The 14,694-nt window shown below is 40.1% G+C and carries 10 protein-coding genes; 1 reads left to right on the top strand and 9 read right to left on the bottom strand.

What is annotated here, in order from left to right; genetic code table 11:
• Position 1: 1 nt before the first annotated feature.
• The 3 genes from gcvP to gcvT are packed head-to-tail and all read right to left on the bottom strand — an operon-like array spanning position 2 to position 4,427.
• Complete coding sequence (gene gcvP, locus T432_RS0105120; protein WP_044971139.1) at positions 2 to 2,959, bottom strand: aminomethyl-transferring glycine dehydrogenase; 2,958 nt, start codon at positions 2,957 to 2,959, stop codon at positions 2 to 4.
• Between the two features lie 6 nt (positions 2,960 to 2,965).
• Positions 2,966 to 3,331, bottom strand: a complete 366-nt coding sequence (gcvH, locus tag T432_RS0105115; RefSeq protein WP_028884433.1) for a glycine cleavage system protein GcvH — start codon at positions 3,329 to 3,331, stop codon at positions 2,966 to 2,968.
• Between the two features lie 16 nt (positions 3,332 to 3,347).
• Complete coding sequence (gcvT, locus tag T432_RS0105110) at positions 3,348 to 4,427, bottom strand: glycine cleavage system aminomethyltransferase GcvT (protein WP_028884432.1); 1,080 nt, start codon at positions 4,425 to 4,427, stop codon at positions 3,348 to 3,350.
• 111 nt (positions 4,428 to 4,538) lie between these two features.
• On the opposite strand from gcvT, the gene T432_RS0105105 reads away from it, so the two are divergent.
• On the top strand, positions 4,539 to 5,744 hold the full coding sequence (locus T432_RS0105105) for a cobalamin-independent methionine synthase II family protein (RefSeq protein WP_028884431.1): 1,206 nt from the start codon (positions 4,539 to 4,541) through the stop codon (positions 5,742 to 5,744).
• On the opposite strand, the gene T432_RS07945 is transcribed toward T432_RS0105105, so the two are convergent.
• The 6 genes from T432_RS07945 to apbC are packed head-to-tail and all read right to left on the bottom strand — an operon-like array spanning position 5,733 to position 14,627.
• Entirely contained in the window at positions 5,733 to 6,641 is a 909-nt protein-coding gene (locus T432_RS07945) for a BaiN/RdsA family NAD(P)/FAD-dependent oxidoreductase (protein ID WP_282705281.1), read from the bottom strand. The genes T432_RS0105105 and T432_RS07945 overlap by 12 nt on opposite strands.
• Before the next feature lie 28 nt (positions 6,642 to 6,669).
• A complete protein-coding gene (locus tag T432_RS08750) occupies positions 6,670 to 6,972 on the bottom strand; it encodes an NAD(P)/FAD-dependent oxidoreductase (RefSeq protein WP_282705280.1) in 303 nt (100 codons plus the stop codon).
• Positions 6,972 to 7,535, bottom strand: coding sequence for a dCTP deaminase (dcd, locus tag T432_RS0105095; RefSeq protein ID WP_028884430.1), 564 nt, complete (start codon positions 7,533 to 7,535; stop codon positions 6,972 to 6,974). Before dcd ends, T432_RS08750 begins: the two co-directional genes overlap by 1 nt.
• 6 nt (positions 7,536 to 7,541) lie before the next feature.
• Positions 7,542 to 11,711, bottom strand: coding sequence for a translocation/assembly module TamB domain-containing protein (locus tag T432_RS0105090; protein ID WP_028884429.1), 4,170 nt, complete (start codon positions 11,709 to 11,711; stop codon positions 7,542 to 7,544).
• 1 nt (position 11,712) lies between these two features.
• Positions 11,713 to 13,500, bottom strand: coding sequence for an autotransporter assembly complex protein TamA (locus T432_RS0105085; RefSeq protein WP_028884428.1), 1,788 nt, complete (start codon positions 13,498 to 13,500; stop codon positions 11,713 to 11,715).
• 44 nt (positions 13,501 to 13,544) lie between these two features.
• The gene (gene apbC, locus T432_RS0105080) at positions 13,545 to 14,627 is read right to left on the bottom strand and encodes an iron-sulfur cluster carrier protein ApbC (RefSeq protein ID WP_028884427.1); all 1,083 of its coding nucleotides are present in this window, start codon (positions 14,625 to 14,627) and stop codon (positions 13,545 to 13,547) included.
• Between the last annotated feature and the right edge of the window lie 67 nt (positions 14,628 to 14,694).

The following is a 14,694-nucleotide window of genomic DNA, read 5'->3' as shown; positions in this document are numbered from 1 at the left end:
TTTAAATATAAGCCTCTATATTTGGGCAAGTACACACAAGGTTTCTGTCGCCGTAAGCATTATCCACACGAGCTACAGGGCACCAGTATTTTGTTTTAGGATCTACTCCATCAGGAAATGCCGCTTCTTGACGAGAATATGGATGAGTCCATTCGTTTGAAGCAACCATTTGAGCAGTATGAGGTGCATTTTTAAGCAAATTATCATTTGCATCCGCAGCACCCGATTCAATCTGAGCAATCTCTTTTCGAATTTCTATCATCGCATTGATAAATCGCTCTAATTCTCCAAAATCCTCTGATTCAGTCGGTTCAATCATAAGTGTTCCAGGCACAGGGAAACTCATGGTTGGTGCATGAAAACCATAGTCCATCAAGCGCTTGGCTACATCATCTACCGTAACACCGCATGACTCCTTAATTGGACGCAAGTCGATAATACACTCATGAGCTACAAAACCATTTTGATCTGTATATAAAATCGGATAATAATCAGCCAATCTATGAGCAATATAGTTCGCACTTAAAATTGCACATATAGATGAAAGTTGACAACCTTCTTCTCCAAGCATAATTAAATACATATATGGAATTGGCAATATCCCTGCCGATCCGAATGGTGCAGATGAAACGGGTCCTGCTTCATCAGAATCCGTAAGAACTCCTTGCTCATTTAATATACCTGGTAAAAATGGGGCAAGATGTTCTTTTACGCCTATTGGTCCAACACCTGGCCCACCTCCACCATGAGGGATACCAAAAGTCTTATGCAAATTAAAGTGAGAAACATCAGAGCCAAATTCACCAGGAGCAGCAAGCCCAACCATGGCGTTCATATTTGCTCCATCAAGATATACTTGAGCTCCAGCCATATGAACCATATCGCAGATTTGAATAATATTCTCTTCAAACACACCATGAGTAGAGGGATAAGTAATCATCAAAGCGGCTACTTGATCGCCAAGCTCATTTAATTTGGCGTTCAAGTCTTCTACATCTACATAGCCATCTTTAGTCGTATTAACGATAACGACTTGATAACCAGCCATAACTGCAGAAGCTGGGTTTGTTCCGTGAGCAGATGCTGGAATTAAACATATATTGCGATGCTCTTCACCATTTGCCTCGTGATATGCACGAATAGTGAGTAATCCTGCATACTCTCCCGAAGCCCCTGAATTAGGCTGAAATGAAAACGCATCATACCCAGTCACTTTTTTCAAAATATTTGTTAGACGCTCTATAAGCGTTCCATACCCTGTGGCTTGATCAGCTGGGGCAAATGGATGCATATTCGCAAATTCTGGAAATGTTATCGGAATCATTGATGAAGCCGAATTCAACTTCATGGTGCATGAACCCAAAGGAATCATACTGCGATCTAATGCCAAATCCATATCAGAAAGCTTACGCATATAACGCATCAATTGAGTCTCAGAATGATACGTATTAAAGACGGGGTGTGTAAGAAATTTAGAGGTTCTTGCCAAATGGCCAAATGTTTCTTCAAATAGGGTACATATAGATTGAGACGTGTTTGAAGGATTGTCTTCTTCAGCCTCTAGATTAGGAATAAAATCGTAATCCTCTCCATATTTCTTTATTGATTCAGATATAAGTTCATCAAGCTCTATCAGTTCTAGATTATTAAGCTCATCAAAACTAATAGATACAGAATTAGAGTCTACTAAACGAATATTAATTCCCTTTTGAGCCAAATCGTTTACTAGTTCTTGAGCCCATGGGCAGGCAATATGTAGAGTATCAAAATATCTTCTATTTAATATTTTTAAACCCATACTACGTATTATCTTAGCGAAATCGTCTGTAGCCCGATAAATAAGCAAAGCAATTTTTGTTAAATTATCTGGTCCGTTATATACGGCATACATGCTAGCCATAATTGCTAATAGAGCCTGTGCTGTACAAATATTGGAAGTGGCTTTCTCTCTTCTAATATGTTGCTCTCGCGTTTGCATTGCCAACCTAAGGGCAGGGGCACCCTGAGCATCAACTGAAACACCAACGATACGACCTGGAATTGAGCGCTTTAAATTTTCGCTTACTGCAAAAAATGCCGCATGAGGGCCACCAAAGCCCATAGGCACACCAAATCGCTGAGAATTCCCGAAGGCAATATCCGCACCCCACTCTCCAGGCGGTTTTAGCAATGTAAGTGCCAATAAATCTGTAGCCACAGCTACTAATGAACCTTGTGCATGAGCCTTTTGTACTTCTTCAGAATAGTCGCTCACATCCCCTGTAGATTGAGGATATTGCAAGATTACTCCAAAGCAATCACCGAATCCATCAAACTCATCGCCTATTTCTAGCTCGATTCCAAGCGGAGCGGCCCTAGTTTTTAAAACCTCAATTGTTTGCGGATGAAGATGTTTTGAAACAAAGCATGTTTTACTTTTATTTTTCGCTGCCCTATACATTACGAGCATCGCTTCTGCGGCTGCTGTTCCTTCATCTAACAATGATGCATTTGCTATTGGCAATGCTGTCAAATCCGACACCATAGTCTGAAAATTCAAAAGTGCTTCCAAACGTCCTTGCGAAATCTCAGGTTGATATGGTGTGTATGCTGTGTACCAAGCAGGATTCTCCAATATATTTCTTTTAATAACGCTTGGTGTTATAGTGCCGTAATAACCCTGCCCAATAAAATTCAATTTAAGCTGATTTTCTGATGCTATTTTTTTTATTTCATCAAGTGCATCTTCCTCACTTGAGCCAAAATAATCATAAATTGAGATATTTCTTTGAGGATCAAATATAGACGCAGGCACTATATCCTCAATAAATGATTTTAGAGAATCGTAGCCAAGCTCTGAGAGCATTTCTTCTTGAGCAGCTTCACTCAAACCAATATGTCTATCTTTAAAAGACTTTTTAGATATTGAGGGCCTTGAAAAACTAATCTCAGGACCATAAAGTCCTACTGGAATACTCATATAATACTAAGCCTCGTATTGGTCTGAATTTAGCAAGCTATCAAATTGAGAAGCATCACTAGCTTTGATTTTAAAAATCCAGTTTGCATATGCATCTTGATTAATCAAAGTTGGATCAGAATCCAAAGCCTCATTAAATTCAACGATTTCACCATCTACAGGGGCATAAATATCAGAAGCGGCTTTAACGGATTCAACTACAGCAGCCGTTTCACCTGCTTTTAAAGTTTCACCCACTTTTGCATCACCGACAAAAACAAGATCACCCAATTGATCCTGTGCATCATTTGTGATTCCGACTAAGAATAAGTCACCCTCTTGTTTTACCCATTCATGAGATTTTGTATATTTGCGATCTGTAGGTAGATTCATAAAATTTCCTTTAAATTTAAACTAATGCTTTTCCGTTTTTAACAAATGGCAATTTCACTAACTCTGCTTCGTGCCATTTGCCGCGAATATCGACTTCAACTTTTTGATTAGGCTCTGTCCCAAGCGGCATGCGAGCAAAGCCAATCGAATAACCTAATGTGGGCGACATGGTCCCACTTGTGATTTCACCTTCGGCCCCATCAGCCGTGCGCACTTTCATATGAGAGCGCATAACACCGCGTCCCAATAATCGCACCCCTAAAAACGCCTTTTTGCGTGAGTCATCTAATGCAGCACGTCCAATAAAATCACGCCCCTCATCCTTAAGCGATACAGTCCACTGTAAGCCACTCTCAGAAGGTTGAGTGCTCGTGTCCATATCAGACCCATAGAGGTTCATACCCGCTTCAAGACGCAAAGTATCTCGTGCACCCAATCCACATGGCTGAGCCCCTAGTGCCACCAAATCATTCCATAATTTAATAATTAAATCGGGTGTTGCAGAAATTTCGAACCCATCCTCGCCTGTATATCCTGTTCTGGCTATAAAATACGATTCCGTTTGCTTACTTGAAAATGGCTTAATATCGGAAAGCCCCTCTATTTGTGGCAATGCCTCCGCTACTCTATCCACTGCGTTTGGCCCCTGCACAGCAATCATGGCTAAATCCCTACGAGATTTAACTCCGATATCGTAGGCCGCCGCTTGTTTTTCGATCCATGCCAAATCGCTATCGGCACATCCTGCATTTACGACAAGACGCCATGCCCCATCATGAATAAAATACACTATAAGGTCATCGATAACGCCTCCTGCATCGTTTAACATGCAGGAATATAGGGCTTTTCCAGGGATTGTAGAGATTTTTGATACGTCGTTTGCTAGAAGTGTGCGTAAAAATTCCTCGCATCTAGCACCTGATAAATCGATATTCAACATATGAGAAACGTCAAATAATCCAACGTTCGTTCGCACAGCATTATGTTCTTCAATTTGTGACCCGTAGGAGACGGGCATCTCCCATCCTCCAAAGTCTATTAATTTTGCTCCTGACTCAAGATGTAATTCATAAAGTTGCGTGCGTTTTGCGCTCATATAGTCTCCAAAATTAATCCTTAATTGTATCTTATGACTTTTCTTTATTTAAATATAATGGTGGTTATAGAAGTTAACGGGTATATTCTCTTATGAAATAAGGAGCCATTTATGAGCAATAAAATTTTAACTAGTCATGTGGGCTCTTTGCCCAGAACACCAGAACTTCTTGAGGCCAATGAGAGAAGAGCCGCAAACAAAATTGACGATAAGGAATTTTTTGAAATTCTGCAATCGGCCGTAGATAGTGTTGTAAAACGTCAAGTCGATATCGGATTAGATATCATAAATGAGGGCGAATATGGCCATATTACAAGCGGTGCAGTTGATTACGGTGCCTGGTGGAACTATTCATTTAGTCGCTTAGGTGGCCTAACTTTAACCGACGAAGATCGTTGGGCCAATCAAGATAAGGTCCGTTCAGCCCCAGGTGATATAAAACTAACCTCATTTACAGATCGACGCGACCGCGTCAAATTCAAAGAAGCTTACGAAGACCCCGATTCAGGAATCTTCACAGGCCGCAAAAAAGTTGGAAATCCAAAAATAACCTCAGAACTAACATATATCGGGCTTGATCAAGTACAAACCGATATAAAACTTATGAAAGCCGCATTTGAAAAATATGGGGTTGACCGCGGATTCATTGCCGCCCTATCGCCTGGGTCGTGTGCACGCATCAAAAATGAATTTTATGCTTCAGACAAGGAGGTGCTAGATGCCTGCTCAAGGGCCATGGCACACGAATATAAAGCGATTACGGATGCTGGATTTATAGTGCAGCTAGACGCACCTGACTTAGCTGAATCATGGGATCAAATCAATCCCGAGCCATCGATAAAAGATTATCAGGATTGGTTGCAGCTTCGCATCGATGCTATAAATCGTGCTATCGAAGGGATTCCACGTGAGCTAGTGCGACTACATATCTGCTGGGGGTCTTGGCATGGACCGCACACTACGGATATACCATTTAAGGATATTGTGGACCAGAGTTTGGCTGTAAATGCTGGCGCTTATAGTTTTGAAGCATCATCACCGCGACATGCTCATGAATGGACATTGTGGAAAGACCATGCATTGCCACCAGGGACGAAAATTGTGCCAGGTGTCGTAAGCCACAGCACAAATGTAGTAGAACACCCTGAGCTAGTGGCAGAGCGGGTCATAAGATTTGCCGAGCTCGTAGGCCCTGAAAATGTTATCGCATCTACCGACTGCGGTTTGGGCGGCCGATTACATCATCAAATCGCATGGGCCAAGCTTGAGAGCTTAGTGGAAGGTACGCGCATCGCAGAGAAAAGGTTATTCGGATAATCTCGATTTGAGTGCCCGAGCACATGTGACGGCACTCGACCACGCCCACTGAAAATTATAGCCACCTAAATGGCCCGTAATATCGAGGACCTCGCCTATGAAATATAGGCCGTCCACGAGCTTGCTTTGCATTGATTTCGGGTCAACTTCCTTCGTATCCACGCCTCCAGACATGGCTTCCGCTTTTTTATATCCTTGAGTGCCCGTCGGTTTCACACGAAAATTATGAATCGAGTCGGCCAGTTGTCGCAAAGCCTTATGTCCTAATTCCGATAGATTCCTATTAGGTGGCAATGCCCCCACCATCACCGCCTCAAGCCTTTTCGGCATATATTGCTCTAATATCGAAGCTGGTTTTGACTTATTCGATCCACTCGATTTACTCGCTTCAATTAATACTTCAGCTAAATCAATGCTAGGACACAAATTAATGCTAAGTTCTTCACCTTCATTCCAATATGATGATGCATTTAATATTAATGGCCCCGACAGACCCTTATGTGTAAAAAGCATATCATCTTCGAAAACGCATCCACCAATTGCAATAATGGCCCTCAGACTTACGCCTGCTAGCTGCGAAAATGGCTCCCACTCTTTTGGATCAAACACAAGGGGCACCAATGCAGGGTTTGCAGGAACAATAGTGTGACCAAATTTGCGAGCAATATGAAGTCCGAAATCCGTTGCACCCACTGCTGGTGCAGCCATACCGCCTGTGCCAATGATTAAATACTTTGCTCTAACCTCACCTTTATCGCAAATAATCCTAAATTCATCGCCTTCCTTTTGCATCTCAAGCACACTTACAGGATTATGTATTTCAATATTTGGTGTATCACAGTGTTTAAGAAGCAGATTCACGATTGCATGACTTCCATCGCGTGTAAAGTACTGCACATCATTTTTAAGAACCCATTCTACTGAGTTACGCTAATAATCGTAGGAAATCATCGGGCTTATATGCATTTAATGCATGCTTTGCAAACTTTGGATTCTTGGAAACAAAATTATCTGGAGTTACTTTTTTATTTGTGAAATTGCATCGTCCACCGCCACTAATGCGAATCTTCTCTCCAAGTCGTGTTGCATGATCAAGCAAACAAATTCGTAATGAATCTTTGAAGGGACAAACCTCCATACCAGTGCAACCCGCAAGTTCAGCCGCAAACATAAGCCCGGAGGCCCCTGCCCCAATTACGACTATATCGTAAGATTGGCTCAGTTGCATTAGATTCGTGGCAATGTCACGCCCTCTTGCCCTTGATACTTGCCGCCTCTGTCTCTATAGGATACTTCGCAAATCTCGTCCGCCCCTAAAAACAAGAATTGAGCACAGCCTTCATTTGCATATATTTTCGCTGGCAATGGCGTCGTATTCGAAAATTCCAGTGTTACATGCCCCTCCCACTCTGGCTCAAGTGGTGTGACATTAACGATTATTCCGCAACGCGCGTATGTGCTTTTTCCAAGACATATCGTTAAGACATCACGCGGAATCTTAAAGTACTCAACGGTTCTTGCAAGAGCAAAAGAATTAGGCGGAATTATGCAAACATCACCTTCGAAATCAATAAATGATTTTTCGTCGAATTTTTTCGGATCGACTATAGTGGAATTAATGTTTGTAAATATTTTGAATTCACGTGCACATCTAACATCATATCCATAACTACTAGTGCCGTAACTTACAATTTTATTATCGTTTACGTAACGCACCTGACCTTCTTCATAAGGTGTAATCATGCCATTGAGTGCGTGTTCTCGAATCCATCTATCGTTCTTAATACCCATATAAAACTAAAACTTAAATACTCTTTTGTAAATTAATTCTATACCATTCACTGAACCAGCTTTAATATCGGCCGTTACGTTCTCGAATAATTTATAACTTGCTCGTATAACTGTACCACCCCCTGATATGGATTGTTCCAAAGCAGCAGACCATTTTTCTGTTAATTGTTTTGAGATATACAGTAATTGCTCTGAAGTTTCACTACCTCGATATGAAGTACTATCTGCAACAGATCTTTGTGGCAATATCGCTCCGCTCGCACCCACTGCCCCTGAACGCACACCAATATTATCTATTCCGAGCCTTCTATAAAGTGGTTCCTCACCACCAAGCAATGAAGTACCGATAGATAAAAGCAAAGCCAAATCGGCACCACTACTATCTGGCCCCCTACCCATAATTAGCCATGAGAGTTTTTCAACTTCGCTCACATCAGGATATGAGACAAGTGAGATCTTAGGTAATCTTGCATTTCCTTGGACTCGAATACCTGCTTCAACTTCAAATCCTTTGCGAATCGCCTCTATATCAAGGTTTGGATTTTCGATAGCTCCATTAAATGTAATTTGTCCTTTTTCGATGGATAACTGCTGACCATAAGCTTCAATTTTTCCGCCATCAGTCTCAAACATACCTTCTGCAGAAATAGGACCATCTTTTTTTACGATATTTAATGAACCTCTAACTTTTGAATCAAGTCCAAGACCCACAATAAAGAATCTATTTCCCAAATTAAAATCGATATCTAAATCTAATTTAGTATCAGTTTTTCGTGGTGCAGGATTTGCCTCACCTTCTTTTAGAATGATGATATCGCTATCAAGTTTAGGAGTCGACTCAAGAATATCAACGCTCGCAAAGCCAGCATCCGTAGTGAAATCACCAGTGATATTAATTTGAGGAAGAGGAGCGGTTATTTCACCATTGCCACTGACCATTATGAAACGGTCCGATCTTTGAACGATTGGATATTTACGAACTTCAGCTTTAAATTCTCCATTTGAATCGACTAAATCCCAGAAACCGTTAAGTTTAAAATACCCCCCAGATCCATTTTTATCGACCCATAATCTTGTGCGAGGCTCATTTGGTTTTACGCGAAACACACTTGGGAACGTTAATTCATCTATAAAGTATCGTCCAGAATCAAGATGTGATTTTAGTGTACCTTCTAAGAAACGCACCCCATTTTCGACTTCAACAATCTTCAAATTTTTCGCATTAAGATATCCCGTCGTAGTCCAATTTCCATCTGATTTTGTATTAAGTTTTATATCAAAATCAGCTTCCCCTCCAAGTTCTAGCAAATCATCCGTAAAAGCGGACACCCATGCAATATCATTAATTTTTCCGACGGCCGTAACTTGAGTACCGCTTCTTAATTGGGGTTGTAACCCAATAAATGGTACTTTTGCAACAATCTTAAGGTTACCTGTAGTATTGGTATTTAAAACAATCGACGCATTAAAATCACTGCGATTTCCAGTGGTTGGAGCAAAGTTTGCCTTGATATCAAACTCTTGAATACCCATATGTTTATTATTACTACGTGGCAATACAAAGTCGCCCGAAACCCGCTTAACAACTAAGCCTCCACGCAATGCTTCATCAAATTCAATACCCCACTGGGCATCAACTTTTAAATCACTAGATTTTTTATCTGCTGGATTTCTAACGACTATTCCACCAGGACCAGAATTCTCTTCGAATTCAAGCATTTTTGTGAAATCGCTTAAGTACTTATCAAGGACTATGTTTTTAATTTCTCCAGAGGAGCGCCACTTATTCCCTTGACCTTCTGAATTGATATGATTCAGAGTTATGACATGCTTATTAGGCATGGTTAGATTAAGTGTACCTTTAGTGACTTTCCAACTTAAATCACTAAGATCGCTCTCCTTCTTAATCTCAATATGAATAGAATCGTCACTCGATAAATTGTATTTTTCGAATTCTGATTTAATATTAGTTAATTCACCAGCCCAAGCTTTAATTTCATCACCAGCAGTAATCAATCCTCCTGTCACCGAACCAGATAAATCAATAATTTGTGGATCTTTTCCACCAAAGCCATTTGGTGCATATTGCAGTTTACCTGTAGTGGTATGTCTTGCAGCAGTACCTGTTGTAGAGCCCTCGATTTTCGCACCCCCTTCTAATGTGGGCCATAATTCTTTGAAATTAGGGGCATCGATTTTACCCTGGAGTTTATCGTCTGGCCTACCGAAAGAGCCGCTTGAAACTATAGAGTTAGAACCGATTTTTAAATTGGTATCGGCTTTCCCGAATATATATAACACGGGGGTGAATATAGTTGAGTTTTCTACAAGCTCTTCATCAAATGGAACGAATTTTAAATCCGCAACCCCTGAAATAGGTTTGCCCAACCATTTACTATCTTTAGAGATATCAAGTTTAAGACTGCCTTTAGTAGGAATTTTGTTTTTATTTAATCTTAGTATTCCGTTTATATTTCCATTAATAACAGAGTCTTTAACTGCTCCTGCAGTAAGCAATTCAACATCTAATCGATTAGTATTTACGTTTAATGCAATGGATTGCTCGTCCTCTGCATCAGGGCCAATATTGCCTTTTAAAGAAGTTCCATTTGAGAGGGTGATATCGATTTCGCCTGTCTCAAAACCAATCATATTTTTTGGGTCAACGATGAAATCACCCTTAACTTCAGTTGATTCACCATGACCTTTCAAATTAACAACTAGTTTTTCTTCAGGAGTTGCTTTTAGATTGAGAATTAATTCCTTAACATTTAAAAGTGGATTTTTTTGAAGATCTAGGCTCTCTTCACCCTTACGTGACAGAGTTATATCCGCCTCAAGAAGTGGTGCTTTTTTAAGGTTCCATCTAGCATCGTAGAGTTGATTTTCATACATCAAATCTTGCACATAACCTTCAGAGAAAATTTGATTTTTAAAACCATGACTCGATTCATGAATTATAACAGTATCCGTCATACCCTTACGTTCAAATACCAACTCAGTTTCAGCTATTTTCCATTCTGCAGGCGGACCAAACTGCACATCGATATGAATTGGGGCGTTATTAAAAAGTTTATTTTCATTATTATGAATATCAATTTTCGTGATATCCCCAATCCAAGACTTATCTGAACCTTGACCAGAAGCTTCGATATCGATTAATAAATTATCCTTTCCTAAAGGAAAATCTGGCAATGGCTCATACACTCCATTCACCTTAAATTTATGAGCAGCAATATCTCCCGTTATTCTTGCATCAAGTGTTAATGATTTACCAGCCCCTGGTGCCATATTATCCAATTTAGGGGCGGTCGCTTTTAATAAAATCCCTTCAGATTGCTCACCCTTTTCAATAGGCAATGATCCGCCGATATGAAGTTTATTATCTCCAATTTGAATATCAACAAGAGGCTTAATTTGCTTACTAGAATCGATAAGAATTTTTGCTTCACCTACAACTGCCTGATTTAAGAGAAGGCTCTTATCATCTAGTTTTGCATCAATATTAAGATTATCCCAAACAACAGGACTTAAACCCGAACCCTCACCTTTTATATCTGATGTGATGCGATAGCCCTGACCAGTTAGTGTAATGTTTGAATCAAGTTCAAAATCAAGATGTTTTTTTCTTAAAAAATTAAGTTTTAAATCATCAACCTTGCCTGCTATTTCAACCATAGGAGGGCTTTCTTTAAGAATGTTCCCTTTCTTTACCGTTTGTTGAATATCAAAGTTATAAAGACTGGCGCGCTCCACAATTATGTCTACAGGTAGGCTTGGATATTCAATTACACTACCTTCTCTTTTATCGACTTCTTTGGCTACATCTTCAACAACTTCTGCAGCATCCTTAGCCACAATTTGCATATGTAAATTACGACCAGTAAAGGATGAGATATAAACTTGTCTATCGAGTAATTTGGCTAACTTGGCTTTTAGGGCCAATCCTTGGGCATCAACTTTAATAGTTGGTGTATCAACCAATAAATTTCCGATTAATATGCCATCCCAAAGATTGCCTTGCACATCGTCCGCATGAATTCCAGCTTTTGGCAATACATGGTCAGTCATAATCCTAAGACCAAAATTTGTAAATATCACGGTATAAAAAGTTACACCGAAAATAATCAAAAACAGTAGAAAGAGGACCAGGAAAATTCTTAATAATGCTTTCATATTAGAACGAAGCTCCTAGCGTGAAGTGGAGCCGAATTTTCTTATCGTTTATAGCCCATGCTAAATCCGCTTTTAATGGGCCAGCTGGAGTTTTAACTAAAGCTCCAACACCAATACCGACCTTAGGCTTCATGTCACGAAGTTTTTCGGTCGCATTTCCTATATCAATAAAAGCTGACATGCCAAATGTGTCATCAAAATATTTTTGATACTCTGCACTTACTACAGCCAGATTCTTAGCTCCAACTATGGTGTCACCTATGGATTTCCCAAGACCGTAATATTTATAACCGCGAATTGAACGTGCTCCACCAGTTCGATAGGCAAAATCATCGGGATATAAAGTCCCTTCACTAGCCCATACACGACCAATTTCTCCACGAATGGTCACAACATCACGCTTTCCTACTGGAAACCAGTACTGACCACGAATCGAGGCTCTGTAGAACATTCTTTGCTGCTTCAGATTACGCCCAATGCCTACACCCATTCCAAATGCATTTCCCGCACGAGGGTCTTCTTTTGACTTTATATCGCGGCGGACAACTTCATAAGTAGCAACTACGGATGGCAATACATAATCTTTATTTATCGGATCTTCAGGTCTCTTAATCCTATCCCGATTCGCCATAATCGCCCAACCGTTTGACCATTCAACATTACTGTCTGGATCAAGTTTGAAGTCGCGTTTTCTTCTAAATCCAAAACCAAAACGCAAAACTTTCTCATTATTTATATTTGATCTACGAACCATAACCCCCATGCTATCGACTGAGTGATTCTGATTTGGAGGAAAGTAAACATCAAAATAAGCACGTTGAGCTTTCTTATCGACTCCTACACCGCCTTCTATAACAAGTGGCTGTTGGATAATAATATTCTGTCTATAAACCGCTTCAGCATGGGCACCCACACTATCATCCACACCTATTGAACCTGTCAATACACTTGCTGGTGCCTCGGTAACCCTAACCTGAACTGGTAGCTCAATCACTTCCCTGTTCATAATATCTGGATCATTAGGAACGATAGGGTTTATAAAAACGCCACGAAAATAATTAGTTTGCTGTAAGAGACTAACCCACTTATCGAAATCGTTTCTATCGTAAGCTCTACCTGGTTTGTAATTTAGATATTTTTCAACAATTTTCCTAGGTACACGCCTAAGGCCAAAAATTTCAATATGACCCAATTTAACTTCGGGCCCACTATCGATAAGCACTAATGTTTCAACTGAAGATTTTTTTGGATCTACAACAGCCCTAGTCTGACGAAGTTGGGCAAGATAAAAATCTCTTTGTAGCACTTCATCCAATATATCTGTTTTAGCCTCAGACCAATTTTTATTAATGAAAGCACTTCCCTCGGGCAATTCCCATGAAGCTTTGATACTTTGGACTCTAGTGACATGTTTAGGTTTAGTTATCGCACCTTTGAACTGAGTCGTGGCCTGAGTAACTTTACTTAATTCACCAGCTTCTATGGAAATATCCCAAGTATCGCCTCCAATGTCTTGACCTACTTCAAGTGTCACTAATGGAGAATAATAACCCATAGTTGCAAGTGCAGTCACAACTGCCTCATGACCTTTTCTTCTGATACGTGCCGCCTCGCCTCCATCTTGGTCATCGGCTTGACGCACTACGGCACTAATAGCTTTTTGGACGGCGGTAAGTTCTTCCGGTGATAGACCACTCGGAATGAGAAGGACCTCTGGCTTATGATTAGCAGACGATGAGGCAGATATTGAAAATAAAAGACATAGCCTGAGCCATGTGCTTACTCTCATGAACTTTCCTGAAGCAATAATTTAAACAAATGTTAATTATATCTTTAACTTTGTACCACAACGTTAGGCATTTTATGGGCCATATCGTTTGGAGTCCTCGAAATAGATATTGCAATCTGTCTCGATATGTTTCGATAGATTTTTGAAACCTCTGCGTCAGGATTGTTTAAAGTTAATGGAACACCCGCATCAGAGCCCTCTCGAATTTTTATTTCTATTGGCAATGCCCCCAAATACTGCAATCCCATTTTTTTCGCCAGTTCGAGGCCACCATCTTTGCCGAAAATATGATCCGAATGCCCGCAATTAGGACAAATGAAAATGGACATATTCTCCACCACTCCCAAAATTGGGACCCCCACTTTTTCAAACATTGCAACTCCACGCTTAACGTCCATTAAAGCGAGATCTTGAGGTGTCGTGATAATCACAGCTCCAACCACTGGTATTTTCTGTGACATGCTCAAAGCGATATCTCCAGTTCCAGGAGGCATATCCACGATTAAGTAATCTAACTCTGGCCAATCAGTATAAGAAATCAATTGATTTAAAGCTTGCACAACCATAGGCCCACGCCAAATGGCTGCCACATCATCCTCAACTAAAAAGCCAAAGGAATTTGTCCAAATACCATGTTTGTAATGAGGGACCATAAGTTGATTTGCATTTATCTGAGGCTTTTCATGTAAACCCATCATGGTAGGGACACTCGGGCCATATATATCCGCATCAAGCAAACCTACTTTAGCCCCTAATTGAGATAAACCAATAGCAATATTAATTGCACAAGTACTCTTTCCGACACCGCCTTTTCCTGATGCTATGGCAATAATATTTTTAATCTTCTCCAGTGGCTTTAGTCCAGTTTGCACTTTATGTTTTCTTACTGTGGTATCGAAATTTATATCCACATTTCTTAAGTCATTTGAAACTAGTAAATTCCTAGCTTGCTCTTGAAGATTTAAAATTTCGTTATCACTTAAACTATACCCAACTGGAAAGTTAACTTTGTAGGTACCACTTTCGTTTTTTACATGTGATGGCTTAAGAATTCCTCTTAGCTCAAGGCCTGTAAGTGGGTCTTTTAGTTGACTTAAAGTTTCGATAATGAGTTCTGTTTCATTCATGGGTATACATTTAAATATCGATTTCTGTAATAATATCTTGTTTTAGTCTTTCAGGATTAAAACACCT

The organism is Taylorella asinigenitalis ATCC 700933 (assembly GCF_000687755.1).
Classification (GTDB): Bacteria; Pseudomonadota; Gammaproteobacteria; order Burkholderiales; family Burkholderiaceae_B; genus Taylorella; species Taylorella asinigenitalis.
This window is presented reverse-complemented; position numbering and strand designations above follow the sequence as displayed.